This is a genomic window from Stenotrophomonas sp. ZAC14D1_NAIMI4_1 (assembly GCF_003086775.1).
Lineage (GTDB): Bacteria > Pseudomonadota > Gammaproteobacteria > Xanthomonadales > Xanthomonadaceae > Stenotrophomonas.
The window spans coordinates 2,919,318-2,936,460 of the sequence record NZ_CP026001.1 but is presented as its reverse complement, the minus strand read 5'-3'; the positions used below and the strand labels follow the sequence as shown (position 1 = coordinate 2,936,460).

Here is a 17,143-nt window from a genome sequence, read left to right as displayed (position 1 = left end):
GGGGCATGCCCAGCGCCACCGTCTCATTCGGGGTCGTAGTCGAGGTTGGAGGCCAGCCAGCGCTCGGCCTGGGCGCGGTCGACGCCCTTGCGGCGGGCGTAGTCGCTGACCTGTTCGCGGCTGAGGCGGCCCACCACGAAGTACTGGCTCTGCGGGTGGCTGAAGTAGTAGCCCGACACGGCGGCGGTGGGCAGCATGGCGAAGCTCTCGGTCAGCTCCATGCCGGCGTTGGCCTCGGCCTGCAGGAGGTCGAACAGCCGGCGCTTTTCGCTGTGCTCGGGGCAGGCGGGATAGCCGGGCGCCGGGCGGATACCGCGATACTTTTCGTCGATCAGGGCTTCGTTGTCCAGCGTCTCGGCGTGGTCGTAGCCCCAGAATTCCGTGCGCACGCGCTGGTGCAGGCGCTCGGCCAGCGCTTCGGCAAAGCGGTCGGCCAGTGCTTTCAGCAGGATCGCGTTGTAGTCGTCATGCTCGGCTTCGAAGCGCGCGACGTGGGCGTCGATGCCGATGCCGGCGGTCACCGCGAAGGCACCGATCCAGTCCTGCCGGCCACTGTCGGCGGGCGCGACGAAATCGGCCAGGCAGAAGTCCGGGCGCTCGGCGGGCTTGTCCACCTGCTGCCGCAGGAAGTGCAGGGTGGTCTCGCCCTGCGGGTGCTGCACGCGCACGTCATCGCCGACGCTGTTGGCCGGCCACAGCCCGAACACGGCCTTGGCCTGCAGCCACTTCTCGCCGACGATGCGGTCGAGCATCGTGCGGGCGTCGCGGTACAGCTCGCTGGCCTGGGTGCCGACGATCTCGTCGGTGAGGATGGCCGGGTACTTGCCGGCCAGTTCCCACGCCTGGAAGAACGGTGTCCAGTCGATGTAATCGACCAGTTCGGCCAGCGGGTAGTCATCGAACACATGCAGGCCCGGCTGCCTGGGGGCCGGCGGTGTGTAGTTCACCCAGTCACCCTGGAATCTCTGCCCGCGCGCGTGTTCCAGCGAAACCAGGCGCTTGGCATCGCCGCGGTTGCGATGGCGGGCGCGGATTTCGGCGTAGTCGGCTTCGTTGGCGGCGACGAAGGCTTCGCGCAGGTCGCGCGAGATCAGCGACTGGGCCACGCCGACGGCGCGCGAGGCATCCTTCACCCAGACGGTCGGCGCCTTGTAATGCGGGTCGATCTTCAGCGCTGTATGCGCGCGCGAGGTGGTCGCGCCGCCGATCAGCAGCGGCAGGTCGAAGCCCTGGCGCTCCATCTCGCGCGCCACGTGGCTCATTTCTTCCAGCGAGGGCGTGATCAGTCCGGACAGGCCGATCAGGTCGGCGTTGTGCTCGCGCGCGGCGTCGAGGATCTTCTGCGCCGGCACCATCACGCCCAGGTCCACGACCTCGAAGTTGTTGCAGGCCAGGACCACGCCGACGATGTTCTTGCCGATGTCGTGCACATCGCCCTTCACCGTGGCCATGATGATCTTGCCGTTGCTGCGGGCGGTGTCGCCGCTGCGCGCCTTCTCCGCTTCGATGTAGGGCAGCAGGTAGGCCACGGCCTTCTTCATCACGCGCGCGGACTTCACCACCTGGGGCAGGAACATCTTGCCGGCGCCGAACAGGTCGCCGACCACGTTCATGCCGTCCATCAGCGGCCCTTCGATCACGTCCAGCGGGCGGCTGGAGGCCTGTCGCGCCAGCTCGGTGTCCTCTTCCACGAAGGCATCCAGGCCGTGCACCAGTGCATGCGCCAGGCGCTGCGCCACCGGCTTCTCGCGCCAGGCGAGGTCTTCGGTTTTCGCCGCGCCCTTCTTGCCCTTGTAGCGCTCGGCAATCTCCAGCAGGCGTTCGGTGGCATCGCTGCGGCGGTTGAGGATCACGTCCTCCACGCGCTCGCGCAGTTCCGGCTCCAGCTCGTCGTAGATCGGCATGGCGCCGGCGTTGACGATGCCCATGTCCATGCCGGCGGCGATGGCGTGGTAGAGGAACACCGAATGGATGGCCTGGCGCACCGTTTCGTTGCCGCGGAACGAGAACGAGACGTTGGAGACGCCGCCGGACACATGGCAGTGCGGCAGGGTCTGCTTGATGATGCGGGTGGCTTCGATGAAGTCGACCGCGTAGTTGTCGTGCTCTTCGATGCCGGTGGCGACAGCGAAGATGTTGGGGTCGAAGATGATGTCCTGCGGCGGGAAGCCGATCTCATCGACGAGGATGCGATAGGCGCGGGTACAGATCTCGACCTTGCGTGCGCAGGTGTCGGCCTGGCCGGCCTCGTCGAAGGCCATCACCACCGCCGCGGCGCCATAGCGCAGCACCTTGCGGGCATGCTCGCGGAACAGCGCCTCGCCTTCCTTCAGCGAGATCGAGTTGACCACGCTCTTGCCCTGCAGGCATTTCAGGCCGGCCTCGATCACGCTCCACTTGGAGGAATCGACCATTACCGGAATGCGCGCGATGTCCGGCTCGGACATGATCAGGTTGAGGTAGCGGGTCATCGCCGCTTCCGAATCGATCAGGCCCTCGTCCATGTTGACGTCGAGGATCTGCGCGCCGCTGGCCACCTGCTGGCGGGCCACGTCCACCGCTTCTTCGTAGCGGCCTTCCTTGATGAGCTTGCGGAACTGCGCGCTGCCGGTGACGTTGGTGCGTTCGCCGACGTTGACGAACAACAGGTCCGGAGTGATGACCAGCGGTTCCAGGCCGGACAGGCGGGTGTAGGGTGAGGTGCTCATGCGGCCTGCTGCTCCTGTGCGCCGGGCAGGGCGCGCGGCGGCAGGCCGGCCACGGCTTCGGCGATGGCGCGGATGTGGTCCGGCGTGGAGCCGCAGCAGCCACCCACCAGGTTCAGCAGGCCATCCTCGGCAAAGCCGCGCAGGGTGGCGGCCATTTCCTCGGGCGTCTCGTCGTACTCGCCGAAGGCATTGGGCAGGCCCGCATTGGGGTGGGCGCTGACGTGGCAGTCGGCCACCTGGGACAGGGTTTCCACGTGCGGGCGCATGGCGTCGGCACCCAGCGCGCAGTTCAGGCCGATCGACAGCGGGCGTGCGTGGGCAAGCGACGCATGGAAGGCGTCGGCGGTCTGCCCCGACAGGGTGCGGCCGGAGGCATCGGTGATGGTGCCGGAGATCATCACCGGCAGGCGCGCGCCGCGTGCATCGAAGGCCTCTTCCAGCGCATACAGCGCGGCCTTGGCGTTGAGCGTGTCGAAGATGGTCTCCACCATCAGGGTGTCGGCACCACCGTCGATCAGGCCTTCGATGGCCTCGCGGTAGGTATCGCGGAGTTCGTCGAAACTGGTGTTGCGGAAGCCGGGATCGTTCACGTCCGGGCTGATCGAAGCGGTACGGCTGGTCGGCCCGATCACGCCGATGACGAAGCGCGGCTTGTCCGGCGTGGTTGCTTCCACGGCATCGCAGCAGGCACGCGCGACGGCGGCGCCTGCCTTGTTCAGTTCATACACCAGGTGTTCCAGGTGGTAGTCGGCCTGGCTGACCGAGGTGGCGTTGAAGGTGTTGGTTTCCACCAGGTCCGCACCGGCCTGCAGGTAGGCGGTGTGGATATCGCCGATGACCTGCGGCCGGGTCAGCAGCAGCAGGTCGTTGTTGCCCTTCAGGTCATGGCCTTCCGGCGTGCCGTGGTCGCAGCCGGGGCCATGGCTGTGGTCGTAGCCCCCGGCGAAACGTTCGCCGCGGTAATCCGCTTCCTGCAGGCCATGGCGCTGGATCATGGTGCCCATTGCCCCATCGATGATCAGGATGCGCTCGCGCAGCGCGGCGAGCAGGGCATGGGCACGTTCGGGATGCAGCCAGGGCAGGGCGGACACGGCGACCTCAGGGCTTGTTGGCGATCAGCGAGATGACTTCAAAATGCGGCGGGCGCTTTTCACGGGTCACCGTTTCCAGGCTGGAGACCTGCAGCCCGGCCTTGTCGACGAACTTGCGCAGTTCCTTGTCGCTGAAGCCGAGGTTGACGTGGCCATAGGCTTCCACCGCGGCCTTGTGCTCGTGGCGGGCCAGGCTGCACAGCAGCAGGCGGCCACCCGGGCGCAGCACGCGCGCGGACTCGGCCACGGCCTGCGCCGGCTTGCTGGCATAGGTCAGCGCGTGCATCAGCACCACCAGGTCGAACGTGCGGTCCTTGAAGGGCAGGGCGTGCATGTCGCCCTCGCGCACCTCCACGTTGGGCAGGCGGCGCAGGCGCTCGCTGGCGGCGGCCACCACGCGCGCGCTGGTGTCGATGCACACGTAGCGGCTGGCGTGCGGCGCGACCAGTTCGGCCAGCACGCCGTCACCGGAGGCGATGTCCAGCACGTCGCCGGTTTCCAGCAGCGGCAGTGCCGTGCGTGCCAGCGCTTCCCAGGTGCGGCCCGGCGAGTAGTGGCGTTCCATGTCGCCGGCCACGCTGTCGGCCCAGTTCTGGTCGGCGGCACGGCTGGCCATCACTGCGGCGACGCGTTCAGCATCCTGGCGCAGCAGCGGGTCATCGCTTCCGTTGCTCAAGGCATGCCACAATGCGCGCTGCGCCGGGTCCAGCTGGGCATCGTCGAAGCGGTAGTAGGCCGACACGCCGGCACGGCGGTCGCGGACCAGGCCCGCTTCCTTCAGGCGCGCCAGGTGGGTCGACACCCGCGGCTGCGCCAGCCGGGTGATCGCCGACAGCTCGGCCACGGTCAGCTCTTCCTGTTCCAGCAGCGCCAGCAGGCGCACACGGGTGGCGTCGGCGAACACCTTCAGGCGGGTCGACCAGTCTTCCAGATCCATAAATATCTACCTATCGCGATATAGAGATATATTCGCCGACGGCGCCTGTCCCGGTCAAGCCACCACCACCCGCAAGTCAGCCGCCGTTGCCCGGCCCCGGTACAATCGGCGCACCTGGGCACGCTGTGCGTGGCCCATATCATCATGTCCCTGGGAGGGTGTTGTGGATTTCAGCTTTACTGAAGAGCAGTTGATGCTGCAGGACGTTGCGCGGCGCATCGCGCAGGAAAAGATCGCCCCGAGCGCGGAGCACCATGACCGCACCGGCGAATTCCCCCTGGAGAACATCCGCCTGCTGGGCGAGAACGGCCTGATGGGCATCGAAGTGCCGACCGAATACGGCGGTGCAGGCATGGACCCGATTGCGTACGTGCTGGCGATGGTGGAGGTCGCCGCCGGTGATGCTGCGCATTCGACGATCATGTCGGTCAACAATTCGCTGTTCTGCAACGGCATCCTGACCCATGGCAGCGAGGCGCAGAAGCAGAAGTACGTGCGCGCCATCGCCGAAGGCGAAGCCATCGGTGCCTTCGCCCTGACCGAGCCGCAGTCCGGTTCGGATGCCACGGCCATGCGCTGCCGCGCGGTCAAGCAGGCCGACGGCACCTACGTCATCAATGGCAAGAAGAGCTGGATCACCTCCGGCCCGGTGGCCAAGTACATCGTGCTGTTCGCGATGAGCGAGCCGGACAAGGGCGCGCGTGGCATCACCGCGTTCCTGGTCGACACCGACAAGGCCGGTTTCGGCCGCGGCAAGACCGAGCCGAAGCTGGGCATCCGCGCCTCGGCCACCTGCGAGATCGAGTTCAACGATTACGTGGCCCAGGCCGAGGACGTGCTGGGCCAGGAAGGCGAGGGCTTCAAGATCGCCATGGGCGTGCTCGACGCCGGCCGCATCGGCATCGCCTCGCAGGCCATCGGCATCGCCCGTGCTGCCTATGAGGCAACCCTGGAATACGTGAAGGACCGCAAGGCCTTCGGTGCCGCCATTGGTACCTTCCAGATGACCCAGGCCAAGATCGCCGATATGAAGTGCAAGCTGGACGCGGCGCTGCTGCTGACCCTGCGCGCTGCATGGGTGAAGGGCGAGGGCAAGCGCTTCAGCAACGAAGCGGCCATCGCCAAGCTCACCGCGTCCGAAGCGGCCATGTGGATCACCCACCAGGCCGTGCAGATCCACGGCGGCATGGGCTATTCCAAGGAAATGCCGCTGGAGCGCTACTTCCGTGATGCCAAGATCACCGAGATCTACGAAGGCACCTCGGAAATCCAGCGCCTGGTGATCGCCCGCAACGAGACGGGCCTGCGCTGAGTTCGAGCGGCCGCGCCGCTGCAATGGCGGCGTGGCCGTGCGTGGATGCGCGCTGACGGTGGGGCGTGTAGAGCCGAGCCCATGCTCGGCTCCGGTACACGCAGCCGAGCATGGGCTCGGCGCTACAGAAAGCGGTCGCGTGCCCGAGCCCCGCTACAATGCAGGCCGTTTTTTTCAAGGTCTGCACGATGATCTATCGCGGTTGGGGATTCATGACGCTGGTGACGCCGATCGCAGGCATCCTGCTGCTGGCGTACTTCTTCCCGCACGACGGCCCGAAGGGCAACATTCCGCTGCAGCAGGTGCTGCTGGGTGGGGGCATCGGTGCGGCCGTGAACGTGCTGCTGGGCCTGTGGTTGAACCGCGCGCCGCGGCAGAAGGGCGAGGCGGCGCCGCATCATGTCTTCTTCGTGCCCATGCAGTGGGCCGCGCTGGTGATCGTGGCGGTGTGTGCCGTGGTCGCGCTGCTGCGCTGAGGGACGGTCGTTGCTCTGGTAGGTGCCAACCTTGGTTGGCACGAATCCGAGGGCGCCAACCAAGGTTGGCATCTACCGTGGCCCCGCGATGCGGCAACAAAAAAGGCCCCGGATCGCTCCGGGGCCTTTTCATTTCTGCCTACCGCCGGATCAACGATCCGGGCGGTGTGCGGCTTCGGCGTCGCGCTGGCGCTCCATGAACTCCTTGGAGGGTTCATCCAGCTTGTCGCCCAGCATGCGGCGCACGACCACGAAGAACACCGGGATCATCAGCAGGCCCAGCAGGGTGGCGAACAGCATGCCGCCGATCACGCCGGTACCGATGGCGTGGCGGGAGTTGGCGCCGGCACCGGTGGAGATGGCCATCGGGATCACGCCCATGATGAACGCGAACGAGGTCATCAGGATCGGGCGGAAACGCAGGCGGGCCGCTTCGATGGTGGCATCGCGCAGGGTCTTGCCCGCGGCACGCTGTTCCACCGCGAACTCCACGATCAGGATCGCGTTCTTCGCGGCCAGGCCGATCACCGTGATCATGCCGATCTTGAAGAAGATGTCGTTGGGCAGGCCGCGGATCATCGACAGGCCGATGGCACCCAGCACGCCCAGCGGCACCACCAGCAGCACCGCCACCGGGATCGACCAGCTTTCATACAGTGCGGCAAGGCAGAGGAACACCACCACCACCGACAGCACCAGCAGCAGCGTCGCGGCGTTGCCTGCCAGGATTTCCTGGTAGGACATGCCCGACCAGTCATAGCCGTAGCCGGCCGGCAGGTCGTTGGTGACGATGTCTTCCATCGCCGTCATCGCTTCACCCGAGCTCTTGCCCGGTGCCTGCGAGCCGACGATGTTGATGGCCGAGTAGCCGTTGTAGCGGCTCAGCGACGGCGGTGCCGACACCCATTCCGACTTGACCACCGTGTTCAGCGGGATCATGGCATTGGTGCCGTCGGCATTGGTGGTCAGGCTGGAGGGGCTGTAGAAGCTCTTCAGCGATTCCTGGCCGGTGCGGTACGGCGCGTCGGCCTGCATGGTCACGCGCTTGATGCGGCCCTGGTAGAAGAAGTCGTTGACGTACACCGGGGCCAGCATCAGCTGGATGGTGCTGTACACGTCCGACACCGACATGCCCATCGACTGCGCCTGCACGCGGTCGACATGCAGCGCCAGCTGCGGGGCGTTTTCCAGGCCGTTCGGGCGCACGCCGGTCAGCTTGTCGCTTTCCTGCGCCGCCTTGCCCAGCAGGATGTTGCGCGCCTGGGTCAGCTGTTCGTAGCCCTGGCCACCACGGTCCTGCAGCCACATATCGAAGCCGCCGAACTGGCCCAGGCCCTGCACGGTCGGCAGGTTGACCACGAAGATCTGCGCCTCCTTGATGCCGTAGAACGCGCCGTTCATGTTCTGGATGAACTCGGGCACGGTGACCTTGCGGTCGGCCCACGGCTTGAGGCGGATGAAGCCCATGCCCACGTTCTCGCCCGAACCGACGAAGCTGAAGCCGGCAATCTGCATCAGGCCTTCGTAGCCTTCCTGGTCCTTCAGGATGCCGCGCATCTGCGAGAAGACTTCGTTGGTCTGGCCCTTGGTCGAGCCCGGCGGCAGCTGCACGATGGCCAGTGCGTAGCCCTGGTCTTCTTCCGGCAGGAAGCTGCCCGGCATGCGGGTGAACAGGAAGCCGCACAGTGCGGTGAGCACCACGGCCAGGATCATCCAGCGCGGCGCGTGCTTCACCGCCGAGGTGATGTGGCCGACGTAGGTCCCGCTGATCTTGTCGTAGTACTTGTTGAAGGTGCGGTAGACGATGTTCGGGTTGTCGTTGTGGGTCGGCTTGAGGAAGGTCGCGCACAGGGCCGGGGTGAAGCCCAGCGCCAGGAACGCGGAGAACGCCATCGAGATGGCGATGGTGAGCGCGAACTGCTTGTAGATCTCACCGGCCGCACCGCCCTGCAGGGCCGAGGGGATGAACACCGCCGCCAGCACGACGGTGATGGCCACCACCGCGCCGGTGATCTGGGTCATCGCCTTCTGCGTGGCCGGCTTCGGCGCCAGGCCTTCCTCGGTCATGATGCGTTCGACGTTCTCGATGACCACGATCGCGTCATCGACCACGATGCCGATCGCCAGCACCATTGCGAACAGGGTCAGCTGGTTGATGGTGAAGCCGATCAGCCACATGCCCAGGAACGTACCCAGCAGGGCCACCGGAATGACCAGGGTGGGGATGATCGTCGCGCGGAAGTTCTGCAGGAAGATCAGCATCACCAGGAACACCAGCAACACCGCTTCGAACAGCGTCTTGACCACTTCCTCGATGGAGATCTTGACGAAGGTGGTGCTGTCGTACGGCGAGAACCAGCTGACGCCGGCCGGGAAGCTCGGCTGCAGCTCGTCCATCTTGGCGCGCACGGCATCGGCCACGTTCAGGGCGTTGGCGCCCGGCAGCAGCTGGATGGCGAAGGCACCGGCGGCCTGGCCGTTGTACTGGGTATCGAAGCCGTAGTTGTTGGCACCGAAGGCGACGCGGGCGATGTCCTTGAGCAGCACGCGCGAGCCGTTGGCATTGGCCCGCAGGATGATGTTCTCGAACTCTTCAGGCGAGCTGAAGCGGCCTTCGGCTGAAACCGTGGCAGTGAAGTGGCCATCCGGCGAGGGATCCGAACCCAGCGAACCGGCCGCGAACTGCACGTTCTGCGCGCGCACCGCCGCCAGCACTTCGCTGGCCGACAGGCCGTAGCCCTGCATCTTTTCCGGGTTCAGCCAGATGTTCATGGCGTACTCGGAACCGAACTGCTGGGTGCTGCCGACGCCGGGGATACGCGAAACCTGGTCGAGCACGCGCGAACCGACGATGTCGTTCAGGGCGTCGCGGCTGATCGTGCCGGTGTCCGAACGCAGGCCGACCACCATCAGGAAGCCGGCGTTGGCCTTGGCCACCACCACGCCCTGCTGGGTCACTTCTGAAGGCAGTCGTGGCGTGGCCAGCGACACCTTGTTCTGCACCTGCACCTGGGCGATGTCCGGATCGGTGCCGGTCTCGAAGGTCAGGGTGATCTGCGCACGGCCGTTGGAGGACGAGGACGAGCTGAAGTACAGCAGGTGATCGATACCGGTCAGCTGCTGCTCGATCACCTGGGTGACCGATTTTTCAGTGGTGTCCGCGCTCGCGCCCGGGTAGGTGGCCTGGACGGTCACCTGCGGCGGGGCGATGTTGGGATAGGACTCGACGCCGAGGTTGAGGATCGCGATCACGCCGCTGAGCGAGATCAGGATCGCAACCACCCAGGCGAAGACTGGATGTTCGATGAAAAATTTAGGCATGACGGAAGGTTCCCGTTACTGCTTGTTCGATTCGGTGGCGGCAGGCTCGGCCTTGTCGGCAGCCTCCGGCTTGGCCGGCGCCTTCTCGGCGCCGCCTGCAGCCGCGGCTGCCGGGGCTGCACCGGCAGCGGCGGGCTGGCCGTTGGCATCCTGGCCCGGGGTCCAGGGCTTGGCCGTGGCCGGCGCCCCTTCCTTGACCTTCTGCACGCCCGCCACCACGACCTTGTCACCGGCGGCCAGGCCGTCGCTGACCATCCAGTTGCCGCCCTGTGCGCCTTCGGTCTTCACGTTCTTGCGCACGACCTTGCCGTCGGCGCCGACCACCATCACGAAGCCGCCGGCGCTGTCACGCTGCAGGGCCTGCTGCGGGATCAGGAAGGCGTTGTTGCGTTCACCCAGGTTGGCCTGGAAGCTGACAAAGGCACCCGGCAGCAGGATCTTCTGCGGGTTGGGCAGCACCGCGCGCAGCGAAACCGCACCGGTGGTCGGGTCGACCGTGGTGGACGAGAAGTCCAGCGTGCCGGCTTCGCCGTAGGAGGTGCCATCGGACAGCTTGACGTTGACGGTGGCCTTGCCATCGCCGGACAGCGCCAGCGCGCCACGCGCCTGCTGCGCACGCAGCTGGCTCAGTTCGTCCACGCTCAGCGAGAAGTTCACGTACAGCGGGTCGAGCTGGTCCACGGTGGTCAGCAGGGTCACGTCGCCCTGGCCGACCAGGGCACCTTCGGTGACCTGCTGCTTGTTGGCCACGCCGCTGATCGGCGAGGTCACTTCGGCATAGCCCAGGCTGATGCGCGAGGAGGTGACCGAGGCTTCAGCCTGCTTCACCGCGGCCAGCGCGGTGCGCTCGGCGGCTTCGGCGCTGTCCAGGTCGGACTTGGACACGTACTGCTGCGGCGCCAGCGAACGGGCGCGGTCGGCGGCGACCTTGGCGTTGGCGTAGGTCGCGCGGGCCGAGGCCAGCTGTGCTTCCGACGCGTTGAGGCTGGCGCGCAGCGGGGCCGGATCGATCAGGAACAGGGTCTGGCCCTGCTTGACCTCGCTGCCTTCCTGGTAGACGCGCTTGAGCAGCACGCCCGGCACGCGCGCGCGCACGTCGGCGCTGCGGAACGGCGACAGGCGGCCGACCAGTTCACGCTGCAGCGGCAGGGTCTGCGGCTTGGCGTCGATCACGCCCACCTCCGGCGGCGGGGGCGTCTGCTGTTCCGGCTTCTTGCAGGCGGCCAGCGCGACAGCAACGGCGCACGTCAAGGCAAGGGTGCGGAGTGGGGCGGTCATCAGGAGGAACTCCGGGGTTGGTTTGTAGTGGGGGCCACCGACGGCGTTGGCGCAAAGGCGCGCAGGAAGCTGTCGACGGAGAATTCTGCCCAGCGCCGACGCAGCTGCGCGTCATCGCGATGGGGGGTATGGAAACGCTGTTTGTCGAAATCCTGACCGGCGATCATGCTCAGCAGCAGTTCGGCCATGAAGTGCGGGTCGTCATGCCGGAGCTGGCCACGCATGCAAACGGTTTCAATCCATTCAGCAAGATGAAGCGTCAATGCGCCGGCACCATGCCGGTACAGCGTACGCGCCTCTTCGGGAAACTGCGCCGCATCGGCGGCAATCACCCGGCAGGCCTGTCCCACGTGCGGCTGGTTGAAATGCTCCAGGAAGTCGGTGGCGAACTGCAGAAGGCTGGCACGCAGGTCGTCAGTGCGGAGTGCACGGACCATGGCCCCGGTAGCGTGGCCGACGTGGCGCTGCATGACCCGCCGCAGCAGGTCCTGCTTGCTGCCGTAGCGCGAATAGAGCGTCTGCTTGGAGCAGCCGGCATGCTGGGCCACCGCATCCATGCTGATCTGCATGCCCTGGTGGGCCAGCAGTTCGCGCACGGCATCGAATACGCGCTGATCGCGCGCATCCAGGGCAGCGGGGAGGTAGGCCGGGTTCACGCGGTGGACTATACCGTCCAGTTCAGGATTGTGGAATCGTGCCGATAGTCCTGTCCGTCCTGACAGCGGGCGCTGCGCGCGCTTATTCCGGCAACACGGTTTGCCGATCCTGTCGGTATCGCGTTGCCCAGTGCCGACGCCATACCGGTGCGAACTGAATAGGCGTCTAAACCGCAGCAAACCCGGCATTTCATTATTCCGTCCTGCAGCAAGGCCTTTTCCTGCAACAGGGCTACAATTTCATTTTCCCAACTGAGCAAGCGCCTCGCTCTGCCATGAAACCGCAAAAAACCGCAGCCAAGACCGTGAAAAACAAAACCAAGCCAGCTGAGTCGGAGGTCGCAGTGACCGCTGGTTTCTCCCTGGAGCCGGTGTACACGGCCTTGCGCAAGCGTTACCCCGCGGCCGCGCAGGCCGAGGCAGTGGCATTCGCAGCCGATTTCTACAAGCGCATGGAGTCGGACGAGTTCCCGCACCACACCGCTGAAGAGTGGGCGGCGCTGGCGGCAGACACCCTGGAGTTCGCGCGTGCACGCAAGGCCGGCAAGGCCAACGTGCGCGTGTTCAACCCCACGGCCAAGGCCAACGGTTGGGAATCGCCGCACACCGTGCTGCAGATCATCAACGATGACATGCCGTTCCTGGTCGACACCGTCACCATGTCGCTGGCCGAACAGGGCGTGGGCGTGCATGTGCTGGGCCACCCGGTGCTGCGCTTCACCCGCGACAAGGCCGGCAAGCTGGCCAAGGTCGGCGAGGGCGATGCCGAATCGGTGATGCTGCTGGAGATCGACCGCCAGCCGGCCGAAGCCATGGCCGCCATCGAGCAGGCCATCAACAAGGCGCTGGATGAAGTGCGCGCCATCGTGCGCGACTGGCAGCCGATGAAGGACAAGGCGCTGGCGCTGGCCGACGACCTGGGCAGCCGCCAGCTGCCGGTCGACGATGCCTCGCGTGCCGAAGCGCAGCAGTTCCTGCGCTGGGCCGCCGACAACCACTTCACCTTCTTCGGCTACCGCGAATACCGCGTGGAGAAGCAGGGCAAGGAAGACGTGCTGGCGCCGCTGAACGACACCGGCCTGGGCCTGATGCGCGGCAAGGACAAGTCCGCCGCACGTCCGGTCAAGACCCTGGCCGCGCAGGGCCTGAACACCACGTCCGGGCTGAAGGACGCGCTGATCCTGACCAAGACCAATGCCCGCTCGCGCGTGCACCGCGCCGGCTACATGGACTACATCGGCGTGCTGGAATTCGACGCCAAGGGCAGGATCATCGGCGAACAGCGCTTCCTGGGCCTGTTCACCTCCAGCGCCTACAACCGCCGCCCGTGGGAAATCCCGCTGGTGCGCCAGCGCCACGAATACGTGATGAAGCAGTCCGGCCTGGCCCCGGCCAGCCACAGCGGCAAGGCCCTGCGCCACATCCTGGAAACCCTGCCGCGCGAAGAACTGTTCCAGTCCAGCGAGGACGAACTGTTCCGCACCGCCATGGGCGTGCTGGGCCTGCAGGAGCGCGTGCGCAGCCGCCTGTTCCTGCGCCGCGACAAGTACAGCCGCTTCATTTCCGCGCTGGTCTACCTGCCGCGCGAGCGCTTCAACACCGATGTGCGCCTGCGCATCGAGGCGATGCTGAAGGAAGCGCTGCACGGTGAGTACGTGGACAGCTCGGTGGTGCTGGGCGAATCGCCGCTGGCCCAGGTGCACCTGATCGTGCGCCCGAAGCCGGGCGAAATGCTCGACGTCGATACCGCCGAACTGGAACAGAAGCTGGCCCAGGTGCTGCGCAACTGGCAGGACGACCTGCGCGAAGCGCTGGTGACCCGCCATGGCGAGACCGAAGGCCTGCGCATCGCCGCCCGTATCGGCAAGGCGCTGCCGGCCGGCTACATCGAAGACAACAGCACCGCCGTTGCCGCCAACGATGTCAGCCAGCTTGATGCCCTGACCGGTCCGGACGACCTGCGCCTGAGCCTGCAGGCCGTGCCGCGCGAAAGCGGCGATGGCCTGCGCCTGAAGCTGTACCGCCAGCTGGATGACATCCCGCTGTCGGACGCGCTGCCGATGATGGAAAACATGGGCCTGCGCGTGATCGCCGAGCGTCCGTACCGCTTGTCGGTCGACAACGCCCCGGTGTACGTGCAGGACTTCGAGGTCGAATCGACCGCCGGCGCCATCGATGCCGCCCGCGTCGATGAAGCCTTCGGCGAGACCTTCGCCCGCGTCTGGCACGGCGATGCCGAGAACGATGGCTTCAACCGCCTGGTGCTGGCCGCGGGCCTGCATTGGCGCCAGGTCGCCATGCTGCGTGGTTACTGCAAGTACCTGCTGCAGACCGGCGTGCCGTTCTCGCAGGCGTACGTGGAAGGCACGTTCTCGCGCTACCCGCTGCTGGCCCGCCTGCTGGTGGAACTGTTCGAAGCCCGCTTCGATCCGGCCACCGGCCATGAGAGCAAGGACGACATCGCTGCCGGCCAGGCCCAGCTGAAGGCCCACTTCGATGTGCTGGCTGCCGCCGACGATGCCACCCTGAAGGTGCTCAAGACCGTTGTCGATGCGCGCAAGGGCGACCGCGATGCGCAGATGCAGGCCGCGCGCGAAGCGCTGCTGAAGCTGATGGACCGCGTGTCCAGCCTGGACGAGGACCGCATCCTGCGCTCGTTCATGGGCGTGATCGACGCGACCCTGCGCACCAGCTACTACCAGACCGATGCCAACGGCCAGCATGGCCATGTCATCAGCTTCAAGTTCGATTCGGCCCTGGTGCCGGACCTGCCGAAGCCGCGTCCGTACCGCGAAATCTTCGTCTATGGCCCGCGCGTGGAAGGTACCCACCTGCGCTTCGGTGCAGTCGCCCGTGGTGGCCTGCGCTGGTCGGACCGTCGCGAAGACTTCCGCACCGAGGTGCTGGGCCTGGTCAAGGCGCAGATGGTCAAGAACACCGTCATCGTGCCGGTCGGCGCGAAGGGCGGCTTCTTCGCCAAGACCCCGCCGGTGAACGGCGATCGTGATGCGGTGTTCGCCAACGGCGTGGCCTGCTACAAGCTGTTCATCCAGGGCCTGCTGGACATCACCGACAACATCGTCAACAACAAGATCGTGCCGCCGGTGGATGTCGTGCGCCACGACATGGACGACCCGTACCTGGTGGTGGCGGCCGACAAGGGCACCGCGACCTTCTCCGACATCGCCAACGGCCTGGCCATCGCGCACGGCTTCTGGATGGGCGATGCGTTCGCTTCCGGTGGCTCGGTCGGTTACGACCACAAGGGCATGGGCATCACCGCCCGCGGTGCGTGGGAATCGGTCAAGCGCCACTTCCGTGCACTGGGCCGTGACAGCCAGAGCCAGGACTTCACCTCGGTCGGCGTGGGCGACATGTCCGGCGACGTGTTCGGCAACGGCATGCTGCTGTCGCGCCACATCCGCCTGGTTGCTGCGTTCGACCACCGCCACATCTTCCTGGACCCGAACCCGGATGCGGCCACGTCGTTCGTCGAGCGTGAGCGCATGTTCACCGTGCCGCGTTCGAGCTGGGCGGACTACGATGCCAAGCTGATCAGCAAGGGTGGCGGCATCTTCCCGCGTACCCTGAAGTCGATCGAGATCACCCCGCAGGTGCGTGAAGCGCTGGGCCTGGACGAGAACGTCAAGGCACTGTCGCCGAACGACCTGATGAGCGCGATCCTGAAGGCACCGGTCGACCTGCTGTGGAACGGCGGCATCGGTACCTACGTCAAGGCCGCCAGCGAGCAGCACAGCGATGTCGGCGACCGCGCCAACAACGCCCTGCGCGTCAACGGTGGCGAGCTGCGCTGCAAGGTGGTGGGCGAGGGTGGCAACCTGGGCATGACCCAGCTGGGCCGCATCGAAGCTGCCCAGGCCGGCGTGCTGCTCAACACCGACTTCATCGACAACTCGGCCGGTGTGGATACCTCCGACCATGAAGTCAACATCAAGATCCTGCTCAACGATGTGGTGCGCGCCAAGAAGCTGACCGTCGAGCAGCGCAACAAGCTGCTGGCGTCGATGACCGACGAGGTCGCCGACCTGGTGCTCAACGACAACTACCGCCAGAACCAGGCCCTGAGCCTGATGGAGCGGATGGCGGTCAAGCGCCTGGGTTCCAAGCAGCACTTCATCCGCACCCTGGAACAGCAGGGCCTGCTTGATCGCCAGATCGAGTTCCTGCCGTCCGATGCCGAGCTGTCGCAGCGCAAGGCACGCGGCCAGGGCCTGACCCGTCCGGAACTGTCGGTGCTGCTGTCCTATTCCAAGCTGGTGGCGTTTGCCCAGCTGCTGGATTCGGACATCCCGGAAGATCCGTACCTGTCCAAGGAACTGCAGCGCTACTTCCCGACGCCGCTGCAGAAGAAGTACGCCGACGCGATGGAGCGTCACCGCCTGAAGCGCGAAATCATCGCCACGGCCGTGACCAACCAGACCATCAACCGCATGGGCGCCACCTTCCTGATGCGCATGCAGGAAGACACCGGCCGCACCATCGCCGAGGTCGCCAAGGCGTACACCATCAGCCGCGAAACGCTGGATGCCCGCGCGCTGTGGGCGCAGATCGACGCCCTCGACGGCACCCTGCCGGAGTCGGTGCAGATCGACGCACTGGAAGTGATCTGGAAGCTGCAGCGTTCGTTCGTGCGCTGGCTGCTGTCGCGCCCGGGCCCGATGCCGGGCATCACCGAGGCGGTCAACCGCTACCAGGGTCCGTTCAACGACATCCGTGTTGCTTCGGGCGTGCTGCCGGATTCGCAGCGTCCGACCTACGAAGCCCTGGTGGCCGAGTGGAAGGAAAAGGGCCTGCCGTCCGCGCTGGCCCAGCAGCTGGCCGAACTGCACTTCCTGGAGCCGGCGTTCGACATCATCGAACTGGCCCGCACCCGCAAGCTGAAGCCGGTGGACGTGTCCAAGATCCACTTCCGCCTGGGCGATGCCCTGCAGCTGCCGTGGCTGTTCGAGCAGATCGACGCGCTGGAGGTCAACGGCCGCTGGCATGCCGTCGCCCGTGGCGTGCTGCGTGACGAACTGGCCGCGCACCACCGCAACCTGGCCGGCCAGGTGCTGGGTACCAAGGGCAGCAGTGCTGAAGCCAAGGTCGCCAGCTGGATCGGCCGCGACGACAGCAGCCTGCGCTTCACCCTGTCGATGCTGGCCGAACTGGCCGAGCAGAAGACCCTGGACTACCCGACCGTTTCGGTCGCGGTGCAGCGCCTGGGCCAGCTGGCCGCGCATGGTGCGTAAGTGATGTAGTGCCGGGCCACGCCCGGCAAGCGTGAAACGGAACGGCCCCGCGAAAGCGGGGCCGTTCTGCGTTGTGGCAAAGGTGGTAGTGCCGGCCGCTGGCCGGCAACCC

The 17,143-nt window shown here is 66.3% G+C and carries 9 protein-coding genes; 3 read left to right on the top strand and 6 right to left on the bottom strand.

Going from position 1 to position 17,143, the window contains the following annotated elements; translation table 11 throughout:
- Window positions 1-23 precede the first annotated feature (23 nt).
- Genes metH through C1927_RS13560 form a run of 3 tightly spaced genes read right to left on the bottom strand, consistent with a single transcriptional unit; the run spans window position 24 to window position 4,736 of the window.
- On the bottom strand, window positions 24-2,708 hold the full coding sequence (gene metH, locus C1927_RS13570; RefSeq protein ID WP_108746979.1) for a methionine synthase: 2,685 nt from the start codon (window positions 2,706-2,708) through the stop codon (window positions 24-26).
- Window positions 2,705-3,799: a homocysteine S-methyltransferase family protein gene (locus C1927_RS13565; protein WP_079222407.1), complete on the bottom strand. Its 1,095-nt coding sequence runs from the start codon at window positions 3,797-3,799 to the stop codon at window positions 2,705-2,707. Before C1927_RS13565 ends, metH begins: the two co-directional genes overlap by 4 nt.
- A gap of 7 nt (window positions 3,800-3,806) precedes the next feature.
- Window positions 3,807-4,736, bottom strand: coding sequence for a metalloregulator ArsR/SmtB family transcription factor (locus C1927_RS13560; RefSeq protein WP_079222406.1), 930 nt, complete (start codon window positions 4,734-4,736; stop codon window positions 3,807-3,809).
- 163 nt (window positions 4,737-4,899) lie between these two features.
- Here C1927_RS13560 and C1927_RS13555 point away from each other — a divergent pair, with 163 nt between their 5' ends.
- Together C1927_RS13555 and C1927_RS13550 are read left to right on the top strand one after the other, a co-directional pair.
- On the top strand, window positions 4,900-6,048 hold the full coding sequence (locus tag C1927_RS13555; protein ID WP_079222405.1) for an acyl-CoA dehydrogenase family protein: 1,149 nt from the start codon (window positions 4,900-4,902) through the stop codon (window positions 6,046-6,048).
- 188 nt (window positions 6,049-6,236) lie between these two features.
- On the top strand, window positions 6,237-6,524 hold the full coding sequence (locus tag C1927_RS13550; protein WP_108747851.1) for a hypothetical protein: 288 nt from the start codon (window positions 6,237-6,239) through the stop codon (window positions 6,522-6,524).
- A gap of 150 nt (window positions 6,525-6,674) precedes the next feature.
- Here the strand turns inward: C1927_RS13550 and C1927_RS13545 are convergent, their stop codons facing one another.
- Genes C1927_RS13545 through C1927_RS13535 form a run of 3 tightly spaced genes read right to left on the bottom strand, consistent with a single transcriptional unit; the run spans window position 6,675 to window position 11,779 of the window.
- Window positions 6,675-9,845, bottom strand: coding sequence for a multidrug efflux RND transporter permease subunit (locus tag C1927_RS13545; RefSeq protein WP_079222404.1), 3,171 nt, complete (start codon window positions 9,843-9,845; stop codon window positions 6,675-6,677).
- Window positions 9,846-9,860: 15 nt separating this feature from the next.
- Window positions 9,861-11,123 carry an efflux RND transporter periplasmic adaptor subunit gene (locus C1927_RS13540; RefSeq protein WP_108746978.1) on the bottom strand — a complete coding sequence of 421 codons (1,263 nt, stop codon included), beginning with the start codon at window positions 11,121-11,123 and terminating at the stop codon, window positions 9,861-9,863.
- Window positions 11,123-11,779, bottom strand: a complete 657-nt coding sequence (locus C1927_RS13535) for a TetR/AcrR family transcriptional regulator (protein ID WP_079222402.1) — start codon at window positions 11,777-11,779, stop codon at window positions 11,123-11,125. The genes C1927_RS13540 and C1927_RS13535 overlap by 1 nt, the downstream gene beginning before the upstream one ends.
- Before the next feature lie 275 nt (window positions 11,780-12,054).
- On the opposite strand from C1927_RS13535, the gene C1927_RS13530 reads away from it, so the two are divergent.
- Complete coding sequence (locus C1927_RS13530) at window positions 12,055-17,031, top strand: NAD-glutamate dehydrogenase domain-containing protein (RefSeq protein WP_079222401.1); 4,977 nt, start codon at window positions 12,055-12,057, stop codon at window positions 17,029-17,031.
- The last annotated feature ends 112 nt before the right edge of the window (window positions 17,032-17,143 follow it).

What these genes read in the sequence shown, in the direction of transcription:
- metH (WP_108746979.1), bottom strand. Translation starts at nt 2,708, where the DNA reads ATGAGCACCTCACCCTACACCCGCCTGTCCGGCCTGGAACCGCTGGTC.
- C1927_RS13560 (WP_079222406.1), bottom strand. Translation starts at nt 4,736, where the DNA reads ATGGATCTGGAAGACTGGTCGACCCGCCTGAAGGTGTTCGCCGACGCC.
- C1927_RS13550 (WP_108747851.1), top strand. Translation starts at nt 6,237, where the DNA reads ATGATCTATCGCGGTTGGGGATTCATGACGCTGGTGACGCCGATCGCA.
- C1927_RS13545 (WP_079222404.1), bottom strand. Translation starts at nt 9,845, where the DNA reads ATGCCTAAATTTTTCATCGAACATCCAGTCTTCGCCTGGGTGGTTGCG.
- C1927_RS13540 (WP_108746978.1), bottom strand. Translation starts at nt 11,123, where the DNA reads ATGACCGCCCCACTCCGCACCCTTGCCTTGACGTGCGCCGTTGCTGTC.
- C1927_RS13530 (WP_079222401.1), top strand. Translation starts at nt 12,055, where the DNA reads ATGAAACCGCAAAAAACCGCAGCCAAGACCGTGAAAAACAAAACCAAG.